Genomic DNA, 21762 nt, shown 5'->3' with positions numbered 1-21762 from the left:
GGGCATCGGTGGTGGAAACGCCGATTGTGGAAGGGTCGATAAAGGTTGAGTCGCACTACCTCAACGATGAAATTACGCTAGCACTCGGGCATAGTGAGTGCCAGATCACATGGATAAAAACGGTCCGGGAGGACCGGTTTTTTCTGTCCTCAGCCCACCGGCCAGGCGTGCACGGCCGTATTGCTGTGCATGTTCTCCCAGTAGAGGCGGGACATTTCGGCCAGCGCGGCGCTGCGTGCCAGTCCGGATTCCTCCAGACGGCGAAGCGTGGCGATCTGCCAGGCTGCTCCGTTCTGCTCGGTCCGTGCCCGCTCGGAGACAACGTCCAGATAGCGGTCTATGAGCGTGGGGTCCACCTTCAGGGCGCGCAGCCCTTCGGCGGCCTGCGGGATCAGGTGCCGCACAATCAGCTCAGCAACCGGAATTTCGCCGATGCCCGGCCAATACACCGTGGCCTCCAGCCCGTGGCGGGCACAGGAGAGGAAATTGTCGGACGCGGTCTTGAAGGCAAGCCGGCTCCACAGTGGACGGTCTGCCGTGCGGATGTATTCCACCAGGCCGTAATAGAAAGCTGCATTGGCTACAACGTCAATGACTGACGGACCTGCCGGCAGCACACGGTTTTCCAACCGCAGATTGGGGGTGCCGCTGCCCGGGTCATAAATGGGCCGGTTCCAGCGGTAAACGGTCCCGTTGTGCAGCCGCAGTTCAGCCAGCAGCGGTGCACCTGCAGAGGTGGTTTCATCCCCTCGGCCCGAGAGCTCCGGGAGCAGCGCCGGGAAGTAGCGTACGTTCTCCTCAAACAGGTCGAAGATGGAGGTGATCCACCGTTCTCCGAACCAGACGCGGGGCCGCACCCCCTGCTGGCGCATTTCCGGGGGCCGGGTATCGATTGACTGCTTGAACAGTTCAATCCGGGTTTCATGCCACAGGACGTGTTCCATAAAGATGGGGGAGTTGGCCGCCAGCGCAACCTGGGGAGCGGCGATCATCTGCGCTGCATTCCACGCCGGTGCAAATTGCTCGGGTGAGACTTCCAGATGCAGCTGCACCGACGTACACGCCGCTTCCGGGGCGATGTTCTGAGCGTAGAAGGACAGAGGCTCCGGGCCGGAGAGATCCAGCAAAACGTCTTCACCGCGCGCCTGGAGTACCGAAGTGTTCAGGGCGGCATATCGCTGGCCGCTGCTGAGCCACTCCCAGCCATCCATGAACCCGGGCGTCAGGGTGGGCAGGATTCCCACCATCATGATGTCCGCGTCCTCCTGCTCCGCGCGTTGGTCAGCACGGTTCAGCTGCGTTCGCAGGCCGTCTTCGAGGTCCTTGAGTCCGAACTGCCCGATCGAAAGTGCGGGATGGTTCATCTCGATGTTGAAAGCGCCGATTTCGGTCTGGAAAGCCGGATCAGCGATGCGTTTCAGGACAGCCTGGTTGCGCAGGGCGGGGGAAAAGTCCCGGTTGGTGAGGTTCAGCTCGAGCTCCAGCCCAATGCTCGCCGTGTCGGCGAACCGGGCGGTGGACAGGTAATGGGCAAAATGGTCCAGGTTTTCCAGCAGCCGCTGCCGGTAGGCGGTCCGCTGTGCCCTGCTGAACGTCCGGCTCGTGACTTCGGCACCCATAACCCTGCTGCTCCTTTGGCCCTCATAAACCCTGGCGGTCACGCTGCATTCCCGGCACGGCTGGAAAACCGCAGCCTGCCGCCTGTTCTCAACGGTGCACATCAGACAACCATGCACGGGACGCATAAGCAAGGATGCTTACAACTCCTTCGCCGGGACGACGGCGGCCCCGCACCGGAAAAGGTGCGGGGCCGCCGTCGTGCGTTCTTCAGCGCGGTACAGCTGCTTCGTCGTTGCGGTAAAGCACACCCATCTGGGCGCGGGCGGCATCAAAGATGCGCATGGTGCGCAGCGAATCGGCCCAGGTCATGGTGGGGCTTTCGAGCAGGCCCGCCTGAATGCAGCGGGTCACCTCACGCAGTTCGTAGGTGTAGCCGTTGCCAACCTGCGGGAACCGTTCCGTCCGCGTCTCGCCCATATGCGGGGTAATCGTCAGTTCCACCGGGTTGTGCAGCGGGGACCCGGTGCGCAGCCAGCCCTTGGTGCCGGAGATGACCGCCGTCCGCGGGCACGAGGACACCAGCGAGGATGTCAGCTGAGCCATGCCGCCGGAGGCATAACCCAGCGTCAGGGCGTTCTGCACATCCACGCTATCCGCATTGACCGCGCCGATGGCGTGGACCGTCTCCGGGTATCCCAGGGCTCCGAGCGCAAAGGTCAGCGGGTAGACGGTGAGATCCAGCAGTGCTCCGCCGCCTGCAGCGGGATCCCAGAGCCGGTGCGACGGGTCATAGGCGGCTGGGAAGCCCAGATCGGCCTGGACCCATTGGATGTCACCCAGTTCACCGGATGCCACCAGCTCCCAGATGCGGTTGATGCAGGGCAGGAACCGTGTCCACACCGCCTCCATCAGGAACACGTTGCGGGAGCGCGCCAGCTCGATCAGGTCCTCGGCTTCCCTGGCATTGATGGTCAGGGATTTTTCGCACAGGACGTGCTTGCCGGCTTCCAGCGCCCGCCGGGTGATCTCATAGTGCTGGGCGTGCGGGGACGCAACATAAACAATGTCCACGTCCGGATCGGCAAACAGCAGGTCATAGCCCTTGCCCTCCGAGGAGTCGGAGTAGCTGGTGGCGAAGCCAAACCGCCGGGCAAAACCCTCGGCGCTGGCCTGGCCGCGTGAACTCACTGCCTGCAGGACGGCATCTTCAAGCCGGGCGATGTCTTCGGTGACCCGTTCGGCAATGTTGCCGGTGGCGACTACGCCCCAGCGAAGGGTTCGGCCGGTGGCCTGGACGGGGCTGGGGGCCCCGGGCTGCACACAGGGAGGGGTGGGAATGTGTTGAACAGCGGTCATTGTCCTCGTCTTCCGCGTCGTTGCAGGGAGTGTCCCTACTCTATGGTGGGCAGCGGCCCGAGCCTAGGGGGCGGCGCCAGTCCCAAAGGAACGGCCCGGGTCCCCGTCAGGGTCCCGGGCCGTTCCGCCCCGGAGGGCGGTAGTGCTACTTCAGGTAATGCTTATTTACTTGACCAGCTCGGAAAGCGTCGGATCGTTGGCGTAGGCTTCGCCGGCGTTGGCCTTGGTAACGATGACCGGCTCCAGCAGGTAAGCCGGAACAACCTTGGTGCCGTTGTCGTAGCTCTCGTCGTCGTTGATCTCAACATCCTCACCGGCGGCCAGGTTCTTGACCATCTCGATGCTGTGGTTCACCAGGTTGCGGGTGTCCTTGTTGATGGTGGAGTACTGCTTGCCTTCCATGATCAGCTTCACGGACTCAACCTCGGAGTCCTGGCCGGTGATGACGGGCAGCGGCTTGCCGGCCGCTTCAACGGAGGTCAGGACCGCGCGGGCCAGGGTGTCGTTGGGGGAGAGGACGCCGTCCAGTTCCACCGAGGCGTAGTTGGCGGAGAGCAGCGTATCCGCACGCTTCTGGGCGTTCTCAGCCTTCCAGCCCTGGGTGACAGCCTGGTTGAATTCCGTCTGGCCGGAAACAACCTTGAGGTTTCCTGCTTCGATCTCCGGCTTCAGCACGTCCATGGCGCCGTCGAAGAAGACCTGGGCATTGGCGTCATCGGGGGATCCGGCGAACAGTTCAATGTTGTAGGGGCCCTCGGGCTTCTTTTCCTTCAGCCCGTCCAGCAGCGCCTGGCCCTGCAGCTGTCCGACCTTGAAGTTGTCGTAGGCCACGTAGTAGTCCACGTTCTCGGTGTTGGTCAGCAGGCGGTCATAGGCGATGACGGTAATGCCGGCATCCTTGGCTTCCTGCAGCTGCGAGCCGAGCTGGCTGCCGTCGATGGCGCCGACAATCAGGACCTCGACGCCGTTGGTGATCATGGAGCTGATCTGGTTCTGCTGTTCGGAGACGCCGCCGTTGGCGAACTGGACCTGGCCTTCGAAGCCGGCTTCCTTGAGGCCGTCGTTGAACAGGGATTCGGCGAGGACCCAGTTTTCGGAGGTCTTCTGCGGCAGGGCAACGCCGATGGCGGCACCTTCACCGAAACCGGATTCGGATTCGGATGCTGCTTCTTCGGAGCGGCCGCAGGCGGACAGCGACAATGCTGCCACCGTTGCGACAACGGCGAAGGACTTTGCGAATTTACGCATGGTGTTCTCTTTCTTGATAGCGGTGCTGTGAGTAATGCCAGTCAGTGGAAAGGATTAGGCGTCGGTGGAGATGACGGTTTTGGTGCCCGTGGGCATTTCGGGGGTGGCATCCACGGCTGCGGGAGCCGGCGCCGGCTTGTTCCCACCGAAGTTGCGCATCAGGAGCCCGGTAATGGAGGGCCGGCCCTGGGTCTTGTTGTAGACATCCAGGGCGACGGCGAGCAGCAGGACCAGGCCCTTGATCATGGAGGTGGTATCCGCGCCGACGCCCAGCAGCTGCAGGCCGTTGTTCAGCACGGCCATCACCAGTCCGCCGACGATGGAGCCGACAACGGTGCCGACGCCGCCGGAGACTGCGGCGCCGCCGATGAAGACAGCGGCAATGGCGTCCAGCTCCCAGTTGGTTCCGTCAAACGGACCGGAGGCGGTGGAACGGGCCACGAAGATCATGCCGGCCAGGGCGGCGAGGATGGACATGTTCATCATGACCATGAAGTTCACCTTCTTGCCCTGCACACCGGAGAGTTCCGCTGCGTGCCGGTTGCCGCCCACGGCGTAGACGTGGCGGCCCAGGATGGTCTTGTTGGAGACGAAACCGTAGAACAGCACCAGTGCACCGAGGATGATGCCCGAGATGGGGAACGAGGTGCCGGGACGGCCGGTGGCGAAGAGGTACGTTGCGTAGAGGATAACGGCGCAAAGGAGGCCGATCTTCACCATGGGGACCCAGGCCGGCGGGTTGACGGTGCCCAGCTTGGCATTGCGGCCGCGCTTGCGCATTTCACCGTAGATGACGGCGGCACACAGGATCAGGCCGAGGAGCAGCGTGAGGTTGTTGTAGCTCGGGATGGGCCCGCCCTCGGGCAGGTAGCCGGCACCGATGAACTGGAATTCGGAGGGGACCGGCACGGTGTTGGACTTGCCGACCCACTGGTTGGCTCCGCGGAAGATCAGCATGCCCGCCAGCGTCACGATGAACGCCGGTATGCCGACGTAGGCGACCCAGAAGCCCTGCCAGGCGCCGATTGCGGCACCGACCAGCAGTCCCAGGATGATGCCGGCATACCAGGGCAGCCCCCAGTCACGCATGGCCATGGCCACGACGATGCCGGAGAACGCGGCCACCGAACCGACGGAGAGATCGATGTGCCCGGCGATGATCACAAAGACCATGCCCACGGCCAGGATGAGGATGTAGGAGTTGCCGTTGAACAGGTTGATCATGTTCGTGGACGTGAGGGTCTTGCCCCCGGTCAGTACCTGGAAGAGGACGACCAGGATGCCCAGGGCGAAGATCATCCCGAACTGGCGGCCGTTGCCGCTCAGGAGCTGCTTGAAGGCGTTCATGAAAGGGTTCCTTGAGTGGCGTAGGTTTTCTTGGTGGGGGAGGTCATGAGCCTCATGAGGTTCTCCTGGCTGGCTTCCGCCTTGGAGACCTCGCCGGTGATGGCCCCTTCAAAAATGGTGTAGATGCGGTCCGAGAGGCCCAGCAGTTCGGGCAGCTCCGAGGAGATCACGATGACTCCCTTGCCCTGGTTGGCAAGCTGCTGGATGATCCCGTAGATCTCATACTTGGCACCCACGTCAATGCCGCGGGTGGGCTCATCGAGGATCAGCAGATCCGGGTCGGTGAACATCCACTTGGCCAGCACAACCTTCTGCTGGTTGCCGCCGGAAAGCTTGGCGACGCCTTCATCCACCGTCGGTGCCTTGGTGCGCAGGTTCCTGCGGTACTCCTCGGCGTGGCGGAACTCGGCGTCGTCATCCACCACCAGGCCGTGGGTGATCCTTTTCAGGTCCGCCGAGACGGTGGTGGCCTTGATGTCATCGAGCAGGTTCAGGCCGAGTGTCTTACGGTCCTCGGTGACGTAGGCCAGGCCGTGGCTGATGGCGGAGTGCACGCTCTTGAGCGTGATTTCCTTGCCGTCCTTGATGATCTGGCCGGAGATGAAGTTTCCGTAGGAGCGGCCGAAAATGGAGCGTGCCAGTTCGGTGCGGCCGGCACCCATCAGCCCTGCGAAGCCCACAATTTCGCCGCGGCGGACGTGGAAGTCCGAGCCCTTGCAGACCAGCCGGTCCGCCACGGACGGGTGTCCCACGGTCCAGCCGCGGACCTCGAAGAAGGTTCCCCCGATATTGGGGGTGTGGTCCGGGAACCGGGATTCCAGGGAACGCCCCACCATGCCGCGGATGATCCGGTCCTCGTTCGCTCCTTCAGCGGCGACGTCGATGGTTTCCACCGATTTGCCGTCGCGGATGATGGTGATGGAGTCGGAGATCTGCTCGATTTCGTTGAGCTTGTGCGAAATCATGATGCAGGAGATGCCCTTGTCCCGCAGGCCGGACATCAGGCCCAGCAGGTGCTGGGAATCGGTTTCATTCAGTGCGGCAGTCGGCTCGTCCAGGATGAGCAGCTGAACCTTTTTGCTCAGCGCCTTGGCGATTTCCACCAGCTGCTGCTTGCCTACGCCGAGTTCCTTGACGGGAGTGGCGGGGTCTTCGCTAAGGCCCACGCGTTCCATCAGGTCCAGGGTTTCGAAGTTGATCCGGTCCCAGTTGATGACTCCGAAACGGGTGGGTTCGTTGCCCAGGAAGATGTTCTCGGCAATGGAGAGCTCCGGGATGAGGGCAAGTTCCTGGTGGATGATGACGATGCCGGCAGCTTCGCTGGAGCGGATGTCGCGGAACTGGACGGGACGGCCCTGGAAGGAGATCTCGCCGGTGTACGTGCCGTAGGGGTAAACCCCGGAGAGGACCTTCATCAGGGTGGATTTGCCGGCGCCGTTTTCGCCGCAGATAGCGTGGATTTCGCCGGCGCGGACCTTCAGTGAGACGTCGGACAAGGCTTTAACGCCGGGAAACTCCTTGGTGATGGAGTCCATTTCCAGAATGAATGGATTAGCCGACATGCAGGGTGTCCCTGCTGCCGGGGCAGGGCGCGCAGTATGCGTGTTCTGCCGGAGCTGCTGCTGCTCGCATGAGTGCCTCCGTGTGACCTCTTTGTCGTGAGATGACCCACATGTGGGTCGATAAGGCAGTTAACATGGTCATAGGCACTGTCGTCAAGTCTTGAACGCAATACCGCGTATTTCCGGGGGGTCAGCGGACCGGGGCGCCCTGTTCCTGCAGCACCAGGGCGGCTGCACCGAGGGCTTCCGCACGCTCCCCGAGCGAGGACATCATTACGGTGGAGGTCTCATCCACCATGGGCACGGCGTGGCGCAGCAGGCCGCGCCGGATCGGCTCCAGGAAGGTGTCACCGAGGTCCGCAAGGGACCCGCCCACAACGATTAGTTCGGGATTGAGCGTATTGGCGAGGTTGGCCGCGGCCCGCCCGACTGCCATGCCGGCGTCGTCGATGACCCGCAGGGTTGCCGGGTCCCTGGCGGCGGCGCGGGCGAGGATGTCCGCGGTCCCCACGGGTTCCTGGCTGCTGCGGCTGAGCAACTCGGTCATGATGGCGGTGGAGGCGATGGTTTCCAGGCAGCCGCGGTTGCCGCAGCGGCAGATAAGGCCCTGGTCGGAGATGGTGGCATGGCCGATTTCCCCGGTAATGCCCACGTTGCCGTAGTAGAGCGAACCGTTGATGATCAGCCCGGCGCCGATGCCGGTGGCCACCTTGATGAAGATCAGGTTCTCGGTGCCGCCGTGCGGACCCCAGGTCACCTCGGCCAGGGCGCCGAGGTTGGCGTCATTGTCGATGAAGACGGGGACGCGCAGCCGTTCGGCCAGGTCCTGCCGCATGTTGATGCCCACCCATTCGGGCAGGATGGCGCCCTGCACCACGGTTCCGGTACGCCGGTCGATGGGTCCGGGAATGCCGACGCCGGCGCCCAGTAGGGCGCTGCGGTCCACGCCCTGGCGTTCCAGCAGCTCCTCCAGCAGTTCCGTTGCCGCGTCCATGCCTTCAGAGGCGCAGTGGCCCAGCGGAAGCCGGACGGATTTCTCCTGCAGGATCCGGTAACTGAGCGAGGCCAAGACCACGCGGACGTGGCTCCGGCCGATGTCGATGCCTGCGGCCACCGCGCCGGTGTCATTGAGCCGGACGGAGAGGGCGCGGCGTCCGGAGCTGGTGGTGGGCTCGGTGCTCACCAGCCGGTTCTGGTGCATCAGCTTCACAATGTTGGACACGGTGGCGTTGGAGAGTCCGGTCTGGCGGGAAAGCTCGGCCTGGGTCTGCGGTCCGGAAGCAACCAGTGCCTCGATGATGCGCTGGCGGTTGCGGGCACGCAGGGCACTCTGGGAACCGGGCTTGGCGGTGACCGGTTCCGGAGTCAGGGGGTTCCTCGACGGTGAGGATAGGTCGGCTGGCATTAGTTCAGAGTGCTACATCACATCAGTTGGCGTCAAGAAGTGAACGCAATGACGGTGTCCGGCACTCGCGTCCCTGCCTCCGGGGCCACGGTTCAGCCAGCTGCCGGCGGCTGTGCGGCCGCGACGGCACTGCGGTGTTCGGCGGCAGTCTGCCGGTAGTTCTCGGCGTTGGCCCGGACGCCGGCAAACTCTTCGTCGGAGAGCGGGCGGCGCACCTTGGCCGGGACGCCGGCCACCAGGGAACGCGGAGGCACCACGGTTCCCTCAAGCACCAGGGCGCCGGCCGCCACGAGCGATCCCGCGCCGATGACGGCGCCGTTCATAACGGTGGCGCTCATTCCGATCAGGCAGTCATCCTCCACTGTGCAGCCGTGGACTACGGCATTGTGGCCCACACTGACGCGTTCCCCGACGGATGTAGGGAAGCCGGGATCAGCGTGCAGCACCACGTTGTCCTGCAGGTTGGTGCCCGCTCCCACCGTGATGCTGTTGGAATCGCCGCGAACGCACACGCCGTAAAAAGCGCTGGAATCCGGCGCCATGGTGACATCGCCAATCAGTGACGCGGTGGGGGCGAGGAAAACGGTGGGATCAACGGAGGGGGACTTGCCCCGGAACTCAATAATGTGTGCCATGGCACACAGCCTAGCCGGGGTGGACGGCGTCTTAGTTGAAGACGATGGTCCGCATGCCGTCCAGTAGGACGCGGTGTTCGGCGTGCCACTGCACGGCTTTGGACAACGCCCGCCCTTCAACGTCGCTGCCCAGGGCAGCGAGCTGGGCGGCGGAACGGGCATGGTCCACCCGGATCACTTCCTGCTCAATGATCGGGCCCTCATCCAGGTCCGAGGTGACGTAGTGGGCAGTGGCGCCGATGAGCTTCACGCCGCGGGCATGCGCCTGGTGGTAGGGCCGGGCGCCCTTGAACGAGGGCAGGAAGGAGTGGTGGATGTTGATTGCCCGGCCGGAGAGGTCGGCACAGAGCTCGTTGCTCAGGATCTGCATGTAGCGGGCCAGGACCACTAGCTCAATGTCCAGTTCGGCCATCAGGGCACGCAGGTGGTCCTCGGCCTGCTGCTTGGTCTCCGGTGTTACGGGAATGTGGTGGAAGGGCACACCGTAAAACTCTGCCAGCGGCTCAAGGTCGCGGTGGTTGGAGACAATGGCGGGGATTTCCACCGGCAGGGTGCCGGCCCGCTGCTGGAACAGCAGGTCATTGAGGCAGTGCCCGGATTTGGACGCCATAATCAGGGTGCGGACCCGCTGGCCGGCACGGTGCAGCTGCCAGGACATGGAGAAGCCGCCGGCAACGGCGGACAGCTCGCTGTGCACCTGCTCATAGGAACGGGGCGAGGTGAACTCCACCCGCATAAAAAAGGACCCGGTCTCCGGGCTGCCGTACTGCGCCGACTCGGTGATGTTGCCTTCCGCTGCCACGAGCGAGGCGCTCACTGCATGCACAATTCCCGGCCGGTCAGGGCAGGAAAGGGTGAGTGTGTAGGCGCCTGTACGTGCGCCTGCGGGCAGGGGAGGAATCAATTTGGTCACCCTAGCTAGGTTACCGGCTTTGCCGCCTTGGCTTAGGGTTGGGCTCATGGATGTGACGTTCCTGCCGCTTTCGGACAAGGATGAGGAGGAACTCGTCCGGTTCCTCACCACCAACAGTTTTCCCTACCACCGGATCAAGGCGCCTTCCGAAGGCCTGGTCCGGAGGCTGCTGATGGAAGGGCGCTTCGTTGGGGATACCGTGCGCACCTACTGGGTGATCGGAGACAACCACCGGCTGGGCCTGGTCATCCTGGAGGAACTGGATACCCCCACGCCCATGCTGGACCTGAGGCTGGTGGAACGGTTCCGGGGGCGGGGAAACGCGGTGCCCGTGCTGCAGGCACTGACGGAAAAAGTCTTCAGCGACTATCCCCGCATCCACCGATTTGCCGGCCGTACCCGCGAGGACAACGTGGCCATGCGCAAGACACTGCTGCGCTCGGGCTTCCTGAAGGAGGCACACTACCGGGAGGACTGGCCGCTCGAGGACGGCCGCCGGGTGGCCACCGTGGTCTACGCCATCCTGCGCCGGGACTGGGAGCGTGGAACGGTTACCCGCTTTGAGTGGGAAGAGCTGGAACAGCCGCGGTAGGGCTGCCTTCCGCTTCCAGCAGCCGCACTGCAGCCAGCGCGGCGGAACGGCCGGCCCGGGTGGCACCCAGTGTGGAGGAGGATTCCCCGTAGCCCACCAGGAACAGCCGGGGCTCACGCGCCACCCTGACCCCGTCCATCCGGATCCCTCCGCCGGGTTCACGCAGTCGCAGCGGGGCCAGATGCTCCAGCGCGGCACGGAACCCGGTGGCCCACAGGATCACGTCCGCTTTCTCCTCCGAGCCGTCCACGAAGCGGACCGTGTCCGTGCCCAGGCTCTCCAGGGGGCCGCGGGAGACCAGGATGCCGGCGGCAATGCCGTCCTGATACTCCTGCGTCAGCGGCAGTCCGGTGGCAGCGACCACGCTCAGCGGCGGCAGCCCGGCACGGGTGCGGGCACTGACCCGGGCCTCGACGGCCCGGCCCCACTCGGCGTCGAACGGCCGCCGGGTAAACTCCGGCGGGCGCCGGGTGGACCACAGGGTCTGCGCCCCGGCCCGGTGCAGCTGCAGCAGGAACTGTACGGCGGAGGTGCCGCCGCCCACCACCACAACGCGCCGGCCGGCAAATTCCGCGGCGCTGCGGAAATCATGGGTATGCAGCTGCCGGCCGCGGAAAAGATCCCGTCCCGGGTAATAGGGCCAGTAGGGGCGGTCCCAGGTGCCGGTGGCATTGATAACCGCCCGGGCGTCCCAGCTCCGGCCGTCGCCGTCGCCGTCGGGCACGGAAGCCACGGCCAGCCGGCCGCCGCCGCCGTCGGACACGGAAGCCACCGCCACCGGACGCACGACGTCGAACCCGAACTCCCGTTCATACTGCCCGTAATACCGGGTCACCACGGAGGAAGCAGGCTCTGCCGGATCCGGGGTGCCCAGCGGCATACCGGGGAGGTCATGCAGGGCGTGGGCGGCCCCGAACGTCAGCGAATCCCATCGGTGCCGCCAGGCACCGCCAGGTCCGGGATTGGCATCCAGCACCACAAATCCGGGACCGGGTTCCAGGCCGCGGCGGCGCAGGTGGTACGCCGCGCTCAGGCCTGCCTGCCCGGCGCCGATCACCACCACCTCCGTCTGCACGGATACCCCTTTCATTGCCATGCCTCAGATAACTTCCACGGCTCCGACCCTATTCCGGCAGGTTCGCCCGGCAGGAACGTGGTCGGTTTGTTTCGGTCACACAGCGGGGCAGCGGCGGCCGGGAGGTTAGGATGGGGGTGTCGCGACTGGCGTCGGGTGGGTCACCACCAGGAAGCGGCACGGGTGCCTGTTGTGGTGCCTTCGACCACGGATCGCACGCCTGGGCCGCGGGTCACGCAAGACTGTCTGTACCCGGAGTGTGTCCTTCGCCCGGGTGCCGGCAGGTAGCCTGACCTATAGAGACCCCGTTCCCAGGAGATCCACGTGAGAGTATCCACCCAGCCCGTCACCAACGCGCCCCTGTCGGATGTCGATCCCGAAATTGCGGCCGTTCTGAACGATGAGCTGTCCCGCCAGCGCAGCACCTTGGAAATGATCGCCTCGGAGAACTTTGCGCCGCGGGCGGTCCTGGAAACCCAGGGATCGGTGCTGACCAACAAATATGCCGAGGGTTATCCCGGACGCCGGTACTACGGCGGATGCGAGCATGTGGACGTAGCGGAAAACCTGGCCATCGAGCGGGTGAAGGCCCTGTACGGTGCGGAGTTCGCCAACGTCCAGCCGCACTCCGGTGCCTCCGCGAATGCCGCGGCGCTCGCCGCCCTGCTCCAGCCGGGGGAGAAGCTGATGGGGCTGAACCTTGCCCACGGCGGCCATCTCACCCACGGCATGAAGCTGAACTTCTCCGGCAAGCTCTACGACGTCGCCGCTTACGGTGTGGATGAGCAGAGCTACCGGGTGGACATGGACAAGGTCCGCGAGCAGGCGCTCGCCGAACGTCCGCAGGTCATCGTCGCCGGCTGGTCCGCCTACCCCCGGCAGCTGGACTTCGAGGCTTTCCGTTCCATAGCTGATGAGGTGGGTGCCTACCTCTGGACGGACATGGCGCACTTCGCCGGACTGGTCGCAGCGGGACTCCATCCGAACCCGGTGCCGGCCTCCGACGTGGTTACCTCCACGGTGCACAAGACCCTGGCCGGGCCCCGCTCGGGCATGATCCTCGCGAAGCAGGAGTATGCCAAGAAGCTGAACTCCGCCGTTTTCCCGGGCCAGCAGGGCGGGCCGTTGATGCACGTTATTGCCGCGAAGGCAGTGGCCTTCAAGATCGCCGGGTCGGAGGAATTCCGGGAACGGCAGGAACGTGTGCTTGAAGGCGCCAGAATCATTGCGGACCGGCTCAACGCACCCGATGTGGCCGAACACGGCGTATCGGTCCTGACCGGCGGCACCGACGTCCACCTGATTCTGGTGGACCTGCGGAACTCGGCACTGGACGGGAAACAGGCCGAAGACCTGCTGCACTCCGTAGGCATTACGGTCAACCGCAATTCAGTGCCCTTTGATCCCCGACCGCCCATGGTCACCTCCGGCCTGCGGATCGGAACCCCGGCGCTGGCAACCCGCGGCTTCGGCAGCACCGAATTCACCGAGGTTGCCGAAATCATTGCGGCCGCACTGAAGCCGGCCCCCGACGTCGACGCGCTGCGCGCCCGCGTGGCGGCGCTGGCGGAAAACTTCCCCCTCTACCCCGGACAGGAGCAGTGGTAACCGTGGAGAAAGGAACCAACATGGAGGGCAGTGTTGCCAAGACACCCGTCGCCGAAACACCCGCCGAAACCCCCGAGGAAACAGGCGTGAACCTGGGCTGGGATGTGAAGGAGAAAACGGAATTCGGCACCCCGGTAGCCGCCCGGATCCTGGACGGCCGGGCCGCTGCCCGCGATATTAAGGACGAGCTCAGCGAACGGGTCCGGCTGCTGAAGGATGAACACGGCATCACCCCCGGGCTGGGCACCGTCCTGGTGGGGGATGACCCGGCCAGCCACTCCTACGTGGGCGGCAAGCACAAGGACTGCAAGCAGGTGGGCATTAACTCCATCCGCCGCGACCTGCCCGGCGACATCAGCCAGGCGGATCTGGAAAAGGTTATCGACGAGCTGAACGAGGACCCGGCCACCACCGGGTACATAGTCCAGCTTCCGCTGCCGGCCCACATAGATACCAACGCCATCCTGGAACGGATTGCGCCGGAGAAGGACGCCGACGGGCTGCACCCGGTGAACCTGGGCCGCCTGGTGCTGAACGTCAGCGAACCCATGACCTCCCCGCTGCCCTGCACCCCGCACGGGATTGTGCAGCTGCTGGTGCGCAACGGCATTGCCCTGACCGGCAAGAAGGTGCTGGTGGTGGGCCGCGGCGTCACCGTCGGCCGCCCGCTGGGGCTGCTGCTGACCCGCCGGCCGATCAACGCCACCGTCACCTTGGCGCACACCGGGACCGTGGACCTCTTTGAACATCTGCGCTCCGCCGACGTTGTGGTGGCTGCTGCCGGCTTCCCCGAGATGATCAAGGCCGAGGACCTCAAGCCGGGCGCGATTGTCCTGGACGTGGGCGTCACCCGCGTCACGGATCCGGAGACCGGCAAGACCACGCTTACCGGAGACGTGGATCCCGCGGCCGCCGACGTCGCCTCCTGGATCTCGCCCAACCCCGGCGGTGTGGGTCCGATGACCCGCGCCATGCTGCTGGCCAACGTTGTGGAAGCGGCCGAGCGGAAGGCCGGAATCCTGGCCTAGGGAAGTTTCCGTAGGGATGTGTGACGGGCCGGTGCGTGCAGAGGCGCGCCGGCCCGCACTGCGTCCACTATGCTGTCTGAGTGTCGCAGATCACAGCAAGCAAAAAAGCCCCTGAAACCCGCTCCGACTACGTTATTTCCGCCCGGGACCTGACCAAGTCCTACGGCAGCTTCACAGCCGTTAACGGCATCTCCTTTGATGTACCCCCGGGGGAGTCCTTCGGACTGCTCGGCCCCAACGGTGCGGGCAAGTCCACCACCATGAAGATGATCGGCGGCGTCTCCCAGCGGACCTCCGGTGAGCTGAGCATCATGGGCCTGGACCCCAACACGTACGGACCCGAGGTGCGGGCCCACCTGGGCGTGGTCCCGCAGCAGGACAACCTCGATGAAGACCTGCGGGTACGGGACAACCTGCTGGCCTATGGGCGGTATTTCGGCCTGCCCAAAAGCTATCTCCAGCCCAAGGCGGACGAACTGCTGGAATTCGCGCAGCTCACCGATAAGGCCAAGGCCCGCGTGGACTCCCTCTCCGGCGGCATGAAGCGGCGCCTGACCATCGCGCGGTCCCTCATCAATGACCCGAAGATCCTGCTGCTGGACGAACCCACCACCGGCCTGGACCCGCAGGCACGCCACATCCTCTGGGACCGGCTCTTCCGGCTCAAGGAAGCAGGCGTGACCCTGATCCTCACCACCCACTACATGGACGAGGCAGAGCAGCTCTGTGACCGCCTGATTGTGGTGGACAAAGGCACCATCATGGCCGAAGGGTCCCCGGCGGCCCTGATCCGCGAGCACTCCACCCGCGAAGTGGTGGAGCTGAGGTTCGGATCGGAGCGGAACACCACCGTTGGCGCGGAGCTGGAGGGCATCGGTGAGCGGCTGGAAACGCTGCCGGACCGCGTGCTGATTTATGCCAACGACGGCGAGGCTGCCCTGGAGGCCGTGACCGGACGGGGACTGCGTCCCATCACCTCGCTGGTACGCCGTTCCTCCCTGGAAGACGTATTCCTGCGCCTGACCGGGAGGAGCCTCGTTGACTAAGCTGCCAACCCGGGACGCCCGGCATGAGGTGCTGGGGCTGCGATCACCGCTGACCCCGCTGCAGACGGCCGCCAAGGCGAGGCGTTTCGGAGCCTTCTACTACGCCGAAATGTGGATCCGCCGGATGCGCGGCTACCAGTGGACCGTGCTGATGACGGCGGTGGGGACCCCCGCGGTCTACCTGCTGGGCATGGGCACCGGGCTGGCTGTCCTTATCGACGGCAATTCGAACGCAGGTTTCCCCGGTGCCGACGGATCCACGGTGTCCTACCTGGTGTTCCTTGGCCCTGCCCTGGTGGCCACAGCGGCCCTGATGATCTCCAGTGAGGAAAACACCTATACCGTCATGGGCGGGTTCAAATGGCACCGGACCTACTACGGTCCCAATGCCAGCCCCCTCGCCAGCGGGCAGATTGCCATGGGCCATGTCCTGGGCCTGACCGTCCGCATCCTTTTCACCACGGTGATTTACTACCTGTTCCTGCTGCTCTTCGGCGCGGTGGTACAGCCGGCAACCGGCTGGCTTATGATCTTCACCGCCCTGCTGGCGGGCCTGGCTTTCGGCATGCCGCTGCTGGCGTTCAGCGCCACGCTGAAGGAGGACAAGGGGCAGTTCGCCATGGTCCAGCGGTTTATCGTTATGCCGCTGTTCCTGTTCTCGGGAACCTTCTTTCCGCTGGAGTCCCTGCCGCTGGGCGTTCGCTGGATCGGCTGGATTTCCCCGCTCTGGCATTCCACCGAGCTGGGCAGGCTGCTCAGCTACGGGCATCCCGAACCGCCGGCCCTGACGGTGCTGCATCTGGCCTACCTGCTGGCTCTCACCGCCGTCGGCCTGCTGCTTGCCCGCCGCAACTTCACGAGGAGGCTGGCCGGATGAGTGCGCACGCTGAAAACAGAACAGCGCCCACCACACTGGTGCCCAAGGACCGGTTCCTCGGATCCCTGTACGGACGGAACATCCGGGCAGTGATCGCCCGCGGACTGAAAGCCACCTGGGGCACCAACTGGTCCATCATGGTCAGCGGATTCGTGGAACCGGTGCTCTATCTGGTGGCCATGGGCATAGGCCTGGGTGCGCTGGTGGGCACGGTGGCCGGCCCGGGCGGACAGGAAATGAATTACGCGAACTTCATCGCGCCGGCCCTGCTGGCTGTGTCAGCGATGAACGGAGCCGTCTATGACTCCACCATGAACGTGTTCTTCAAACTCAATTACGCCCGCCTGTATGAGGGCATGCTGTCCACCCCGCTGGGGCCGCTGGATGTTGCCATGGGGGAGATCTTCCTGGCCCTGCTGCGCGGTGCCATGTATGCCACCGGCTTCACCGCAGTGATGGGAGCCATGGGGCTGATCACCTCGCCCTGGGCACTGCTGATGATCCCGGCAGCCGTAGTGATCGCTTTTGGCTTTGCCTCCTTCGGGATGGCCATCACCAGCTACATGAAGACGTTCCAGCAGTTGGACTGGGTGAACATGATCATGCTCCCCATGTTCCTGCTCTCGGCAACCTTCTATCCGCTCAGTGTTTATCCCGAGGCGGTGCAGTCAGTGATCCAGGCGCTGCCGCTATGGCACGGGGTGGAACTGCTGCGCCAGATCAGCGTAGGCATCTTTACCTGGGGAACGGCGGGGCATCTGCTCTACTTCGTTGTGATGATTGCCGTAGGCCTGACGATGACCACCAACCGGCTGAAAGCGCTGTTCCTGAAGTAGGAGCCGGCCCGGGCCGGGCATGCGGCACTGTTCGCGTGCCTAGCCTTCGGCCTGCTCGTACCTGCGGCGGAAAACACCGGCCAGCCGGTCATTGAACAGGACGAACTCCGCCCGTTCCAGGCTGCCCGGCCGGTGGGCGGCCACTTCCGCCAGAGCCACTTCAGCGACCGTCTCCGGGTTCCAGCCGTACACGCCGGCGCTGACGGCGGGGAACGCGATGCTGCGTGCCCCCAGTTCCTCGGCGGCTGTCAGCGCTGTCCGAAAACAGGAGCGCAGCAGCTCCGGGTCGGTCTCGCCCGCGGTCGCGTTGGGGCCCACGGTATGCACCACCCAGCGGGCCGGCAGGTCAAACCCCTCCGTTGCGACTGACTGTCCCGTGGGCAGCCCGTCCGGCAGCGTGGTGGCGCGCAGTTTCCGGCAGGCGGCCAGCAGGCCCGGCCCCGCCGCCCGGTGAATGGCGCCGTCCACGCCGCCGCCGCCCAGCAGGGAGGAATTGGCGGCATTCACAATAACGTCGGTGTCGCGTTCGGTGATGTCTCCGGTGAGAATCTCAATCTGCATCGGCCCAGTGTGCCACCGCTGCGCGGCGGGCACCACCGGCCCCGGACTCCCGTAGAGGCACGGAAAGCATGCCCGGCGGTCACCCTGAGCGAAACCGGAACCGGACCCCTGCGGAAGTTTGAGAGAATGAAACCATGCAGTCGATCCGAAACGGCAAGACGCCGTCGCCTTCGTCCACGCCCGGCCGCGGTGTCAGCCGCAAGATGGGTAACATCGGCATCACCGTGATGCTCATCGTGTTCCTCGTGGCGGTGGTTTTTGCCGCCAACCAGAATGACGTTATTGGCTGGCTTGTAGTCATCGTCTCCCTTGGCTGGCTGTGCCTGGCCACCTTTGTTGTTTTCTCCGTCCGCGGGGCCGCACGCAAGGCCACTGCGAAGCTGGCGGACGCCACCGCAGGACTTCGCCCCGCAGGCGCACCCGGGGTCTCCGTGGTGGATGAGGGCACCATTGTCCGCGATCGGAAACTGGACCACAGCTTCAAGATCATCCAGGTCCAGTCCAAGGTGATTCGCGAGAACTTGGACACAGACCGCGAGATGGTGGACCGTGCACTCGAGACCATCGAGATTACGGCGCACAACGCGCGTGGCATGATCAAGAAGGAGGATGGCGGGCCCGTCGAGGGCACCGTCGTCGATTAGCAAAAACGCAGCGTTCCCGGCGCCGCCAGTTTCCACGGCGGCAGGCCGGAGACGCTGTTCGGGGTGAGCAGCTACTGAGGAGTATGGTTATTCGCGTGAGTTCGGCATCAGAGGAAACAGCGTCAGCAGAGACTATGGACAGCTCCGGAAAAACGCTGCGCATTGCGTCAGTGAACGTCAACGGAATCCGTGCAGCCTACAAGCGCGGCATGGCCGAGTGGCTGGCCGAGCGTGACGTGGACATCCTCTGCCTCCAGGAAGTCCGTGCACCCGACGCCATCCTGCGCGGACTGCTGGGGGACACCTGGCACATCGAGCACGCCGAATGCGTCGAAGCCAAGGGTCGCGCCGGGGTAGCCATTGCCTCCCGGATGCCCCCCACGGCTGTGCGTGAGCACATCGGCGACGAGTACTTCGCGCTCTCCGGACGCTGGGTGGAAGCGGATTACAAGGTCACCGTGGACGGTGCCGAAAAGATCCTGACCGTGGTCAGCGCGTACGTCCACTCCGGCGAGGTGGACACCCCCAAGCAGGTGGACAAGTACCGCTTCCTGGACACCATGAGTGCCCGGCTGCCCGCCCTGGCGCAGGAAAGCGACTATGTACTGGTTGTGGGTGACCTGAACGTGGGACACACCCCGCTGGACATCAAGAACTGGAAGGGCAACGTCAAGCGTGCCGGCTTCCTGCCCGAGGAACGCGCCTACTTCGACCGTTTCTTCGGCGAGGAAATCGGGTACACCGACGTGCACCGCAAGCTGGCGGGCGACGTCAACGGCCCCTACACCTGGTGGTCCTGGCGCGGCCAGGCGTTCGACAATGACTCCGGCTGGCGCATTGATTACCACATGGCCACCCCGGAGTTGGCTGCCCGTGCCGCAAACGCCGTCGTGGACCGTGCACCCACTTACGACTCCCGCTTCTCAGACCACGCTCCGCTAGTGATCGACTACCACTTCTAAGGTTTTCTCCATGACTTCGAACTCCTCCACCGGCCGCGCGCGCATTCTTTCCGGGATGCAGCCCTCCGCCGACTCCCTCCATCTGGGCAACTACCTCGGTGCCCTGGTGAACTGGGTGCGGCTCCAGGACGAGTACGACGCCTACTTCTTCATCCCCGACCTGCACGCGATCACCGTCCCGCAGGACCCGGCGGACCTGCGCCAGCGCACCAGGGTCACCGCCGCGCAGTACATTGCCGGCGGCGTCGACGTCGAGAAGGCCACCCTGTTTGTCCAGTCCCAGGTGCCCGAACACGCGCAGCTCGCCTGGGTGCTCAACTGCCTCACCGGGTTCGGCGAAGCCTCCCGGATGACTCAGTTCAAGGACAAGCAGCAGCGTTTCGGCGCCGATTCGGCCAGTGTGGGGCTGTTCACCTACCCCATCCTGCAGGTGGCGGACATCCTGCTGTACCAGCCGCAGGGCGTCCCGGTGGGGGAGGACCAGCGCCAGCACGTGGAGCTGAGCCGGGACCTGGCCAAGCGCTTCAACACCCGCTTCGGCGAAACCTTCACGGTCCCGGAGGTCTTCATCCAAAAACAGGCCGCGAAGATTTATGACCTGCAGAACCCCGCGGCAAAGATGTCCAAGTCGGCAGCCTCGCCAGCCGGCCTGATCAACCTGCTCGACGAGGACAAAGTCATCGCCAAGCGGATCAAATCCGCGGTGACTGATGACGGCAGTGAGATCCGGTTCGACCGGGACACGAAGCCGGGCATCTCGAACCTGCTGTCCATCTACTCCCTGATCAGCGGACGCAGTGTGGAAACACTGGAAAAGGAGTACGAAGGCAAAATGTACGGACACCTCAAGGTGGACCTTGCGGACGTAGTCACCGAACATATCCGCCCCATCCGCGAGCGGGCGCTGCACCTGCTGGACGATCCCGCGGAGCTGGACCGGCTGCTGGCGGTCGGGGCCCGGAAGGCCCGCGAAACCGCATCAGTCACCCTGGCGGACGTATACGAGAAAGTCGGCTTCCTGCCCCTGGGCAGCGCCACGGTCTAGTGCCATGAGAATCTCTGAATCCCTCGACCAGATCCACGCCGCCGGTGTCCCCGACGACAGCAGGACGGTGGAGTGCGCTGCCCGCTGCGTGGGCATCGTTATTGCGGTTCCCGAGCCCATGGCCAGTGAGCTCCGGGCCGCCCGGGCGTCCTTCGGGGATCCCATGGCGGCAGTGATTCCCGCCCACATCACCCTTGTGACCACCACCGAGACCAGCGACTGGGATGCCACCGTGGACCATGTGCGGGAGGTGGCTGCGGCACAGGAGCCGTTCCGGGTCACTCTGCAGGGAAGCGCCTCGTTCCGCCCCGTGTCTCCGGTGGTGTACGTGAACGTGGACCAGGGCTTCGATGAGTGCATTGCCCTGCACAAGGAACTCCAGAGCGGCCCGCTGGCCCGCGATCTGGTCTTTCCCTTCCATCCCCATGTCACAGTGGCACACGATGTCAGCGAACAGAGCATGGATGAGGCCGTCAGGCGTCTGGATGACTACCAGGCATCCTTCACAGTGGACTGCGTTGGCCTCTATGAACACGACGCCACCGGGCTGTGGAAGCTGCACGAGCACGTGCAGCTCGGCACAGGGGCCTAAACCGCCACGCCCGCCTGCGGCCTCTGGCAGTGCCAGGCAGCGCCGAGCGCGTCTAGGGCTCGTCCAGATCCAGGTACGTACCTGCCCACGCGGCGATGATGGCAGCTGCGCGGGAGGTCTGGGCGCGCTCCACCATCAGATGGTCGCTGCCCTCCAGGGAAATAAAGTTGCGCGGATGCCGGGCCGTGGAGAAGATCTCGCTCGCGTTATCGATCCCCACCGTGTTGTCGGTGGGGGAGTGCATCACCATCAGGGGCAGATGCAGGTCCCGGATGTCCCCGGTGAGGTCATGGCTGCGCAGATCCTCGATCAGGTGCCGGCGGATTTCGAGTTCCCCGCCGCCCAGGTCCACCCGCGCCGATCCCTGTTCGGCAATCAGGTCCAGTTCGGACTCGAACAGGTGCACCACGTGGGAGGGCCTGAACGGGGCCGCGATGGTGGCTACTGCCCGCAGCCCGGAAATCTCCGACGCGGCGGCCAGAACGGCGGCTCCGCCCAGGGAATGGCCCACGAGCAGGGAAACCGGACGCCCGGATTCGGCCATAAAGGCTGCTGCATGCTGCAGGTCGGCGACCTTGGTGCTGAAGCTGCCGTCCTCCCAGTTGCCGGTGGAGCTGCCCAGTCCGGCAGCGTCATAGCGCAGCACACCGATGCCGTGACCGGCCAGCGCCTTCGAAATCCGGGACGCGGCAGCACTGTTCTTCCCCAGGGTGAAACCGTGGCTGAACAGTGCCCAGGCGCCGGTTCCGCCGTCGGGAATGTCGAGGGTACCGGCCAGGGTGGTGCCGTTGACACCGGGGAAGGAGACGGATTCAAACGTAGGCATGCCCTCAACTCTATCCAGTACGCAAAAGGCGCCGGTCCGCGGAA

Annotated in this window: 21 protein-coding genes; 10 read left to right on the top strand and 11 right to left on the bottom strand. The window is 64.8% G+C overall.

Annotation, left to right across the window (positions count from 1 at the left end; genetic code table 11):
- Positions 1-149 precede the first annotated feature (149 nt).
- The 8 genes from QWJ37_RS12805 to purU form a co-directional block, all read right to left on the bottom strand.
- Positions 150-1619, bottom strand: a complete 1470-nt coding sequence (locus QWJ37_RS12805) for a glutamate--cysteine ligase (RefSeq protein WP_290245467.1) — start codon at positions 1617-1619, stop codon at positions 150-152.
- A gap of 208 nt (positions 1620-1827) precedes the next feature.
- Positions 1828-2916, bottom strand: coding sequence for a Gfo/Idh/MocA family oxidoreductase (locus QWJ37_RS12800; RefSeq protein ID WP_290245466.1), 1089 nt, complete (start codon positions 2914-2916; stop codon positions 1828-1830).
- 165 nt (positions 2917-3081) lie between these two features.
- Positions 3082-4164 carry a sugar-binding protein gene (locus QWJ37_RS12795; RefSeq protein WP_227904160.1) on the bottom strand — a complete coding sequence of 361 codons (1083 nt, stop codon included), beginning with the start codon at positions 4162-4164 and terminating at the stop codon, positions 3082-3084.
- 54 nt (positions 4165-4218) lie between these two features.
- Positions 4219-5511: a multiple monosaccharide ABC transporter permease gene (mmsB, locus tag QWJ37_RS12790; RefSeq protein ID WP_290245465.1), complete on the bottom strand. Its 1293-nt coding sequence runs from the start codon at positions 5509-5511 to the stop codon at positions 4219-4221.
- On the bottom strand, positions 5508-7073 hold the full coding sequence (gene mmsA / locus QWJ37_RS12785; protein WP_290245464.1) for a multiple monosaccharide ABC transporter ATP-binding protein: 1566 nt from the start codon (positions 7071-7073) through the stop codon (positions 5508-5510). The genes mmsB and mmsA overlap by 4 nt, the downstream gene beginning before the upstream one ends.
- Positions 7074-7263: 190 nt before the next feature.
- On the bottom strand, positions 7264-8478 hold the full coding sequence (locus tag QWJ37_RS12780; RefSeq protein WP_227904163.1) for an ROK family transcriptional regulator: 1215 nt from the start codon (positions 8476-8478) through the stop codon (positions 7264-7266).
- A 92-nt stretch (positions 8479-8570) separates the two neighbouring features.
- Positions 8571-9113: a gamma carbonic anhydrase family protein gene (locus QWJ37_RS12775; RefSeq protein ID WP_227904164.1), complete on the bottom strand. Its 543-nt coding sequence runs from the start codon at positions 9111-9113 to the stop codon at positions 8571-8573.
- A gap of 31 nt (positions 9114-9144) precedes the next feature.
- Entirely contained in the window at positions 9145-10026 is an 882-nt protein-coding gene (gene purU / locus QWJ37_RS12770; protein WP_290245463.1) for a formyltetrahydrofolate deformylase, read from the bottom strand.
- A 46-nt stretch (positions 10027-10072) separates the two neighbouring features.
- Here purU and QWJ37_RS12765 point away from each other — a divergent pair, with 46 nt between their 5' ends.
- Entirely contained in the window at positions 10073-10618 is a 546-nt protein-coding gene (locus QWJ37_RS12765; RefSeq protein WP_290245462.1) for a GNAT family protein, read from the top strand.
- Here QWJ37_RS12765 and QWJ37_RS12760 read toward each other — a convergent pair.
- A complete protein-coding gene (locus QWJ37_RS12760) occupies positions 10578-11714 on the bottom strand; it encodes an FAD-dependent oxidoreductase (protein ID WP_290245461.1) in 1137 nt (378 codons plus the stop codon). The two genes, QWJ37_RS12765 and QWJ37_RS12760, sit on opposite strands and share 41 nt — an antisense overlap.
- A 297-nt stretch (positions 11715-12011) precedes the next feature.
- Here QWJ37_RS12760 and glyA point away from each other — a divergent pair, with 297 nt between their 5' ends.
- The 5 genes from glyA (at position 12012) to QWJ37_RS12735 (ending at position 17088) form a co-directional block, all read left to right on the top strand.
- Positions 12012-13301 carry a serine hydroxymethyltransferase gene (glyA, locus tag QWJ37_RS12755; protein WP_227904188.1) on the top strand — a complete coding sequence of 430 codons (1290 nt, stop codon included), beginning with the start codon at positions 12012-12014 and terminating at the stop codon, positions 13299-13301.
- 20 nt (positions 13302-13321) lie between these two features.
- A complete protein-coding gene (locus QWJ37_RS12750) occupies positions 13322-14329 on the top strand; it encodes a bifunctional methylenetetrahydrofolate dehydrogenase/methenyltetrahydrofolate cyclohydrolase (protein WP_227904168.1) in 1008 nt (335 codons plus the stop codon).
- An 80-nt stretch (positions 14330-14409) separates the two neighbouring features.
- Positions 14410-15375: an ABC transporter ATP-binding protein gene (locus tag QWJ37_RS12745; protein WP_227904169.1), complete on the top strand. Its 966-nt coding sequence runs from the start codon at positions 14410-14412 to the stop codon at positions 15373-15375.
- Complete coding sequence (locus tag QWJ37_RS12740; protein ID WP_341482035.1) at positions 15368-16252, top strand: ABC transporter permease; 885 nt, start codon at positions 15368-15370, stop codon at positions 16250-16252. The genes QWJ37_RS12745 and QWJ37_RS12740 overlap by 8 nt, the downstream gene beginning before the upstream one ends.
- Complete coding sequence (locus QWJ37_RS12735) at positions 16249-17088, top strand: ABC transporter permease (protein WP_227904170.1); 840 nt, start codon at positions 16249-16251, stop codon at positions 17086-17088. The genes QWJ37_RS12740 and QWJ37_RS12735 overlap by 4 nt, the downstream gene beginning before the upstream one ends.
- Before the next feature lie 39 nt (positions 17089-17127).
- Here QWJ37_RS12735 and QWJ37_RS12730 read toward each other — a convergent pair whose 3' ends face one another.
- Entirely contained in the window at positions 17128-17649 is a 522-nt protein-coding gene (locus QWJ37_RS12730) for an O-acetyl-ADP-ribose deacetylase (RefSeq protein ID WP_227928871.1), read from the bottom strand.
- 134 nt (positions 17650-17783) lie between these two features.
- Between QWJ37_RS12730 and QWJ37_RS12725 the strand changes: the two genes are divergently transcribed.
- From QWJ37_RS12725 to QWJ37_RS12710, 4 genes are all read left to right on the top strand, one after another.
- Positions 17784-18293, top strand: coding sequence for a hypothetical protein (locus QWJ37_RS12725; protein WP_227904172.1), 510 nt, complete (start codon positions 17784-17786; stop codon positions 18291-18293).
- 134 nt (positions 18294-18427) lie between these two features.
- The gene (locus QWJ37_RS12720) at positions 18428-19255 is read left to right on the top strand and encodes an exodeoxyribonuclease III (RefSeq protein ID WP_290245750.1); all 828 of its coding nucleotides are present in this window, start codon (positions 18428-18430) and stop codon (positions 19253-19255) included.
- Between the two features lie 10 nt (positions 19256-19265).
- Complete coding sequence (trpS, locus tag QWJ37_RS12715) at positions 19266-20300, top strand: tryptophan--tRNA ligase (RefSeq protein WP_227928873.1); 1035 nt, start codon at positions 19266-19268, stop codon at positions 20298-20300.
- Positions 20301-20304: 4 nt separating this feature from the next.
- Positions 20305-20892: a 2'-5' RNA ligase family protein gene (locus QWJ37_RS12710; protein WP_341482036.1), complete on the top strand. Its 588-nt coding sequence runs from the start codon at positions 20305-20307 to the stop codon at positions 20890-20892.
- Between the two features lie 52 nt (positions 20893-20944).
- Here the strand turns inward: QWJ37_RS12710 and QWJ37_RS12705 are convergent, their stop codons facing one another.
- Positions 20945-21718 carry an alpha/beta hydrolase gene (locus QWJ37_RS12705; protein WP_290245460.1) on the bottom strand — a complete coding sequence of 258 codons (774 nt, stop codon included), beginning with the start codon at positions 21716-21718 and terminating at the stop codon, positions 20945-20947.
- Between the last annotated feature and the right edge of the window lie 44 nt (positions 21719-21762).

The sequence above is a fragment of the Arthrobacter sp. YD2 genome, from assembly GCF_030410475.1.
Classification (GTDB): Bacteria; Actinomycetota; Actinomycetes; order Actinomycetales; family Micrococcaceae; genus Arthrobacter_B; species Arthrobacter_B zhangbolii.
This window is presented reverse-complemented; position numbering and strand designations above follow the sequence as displayed.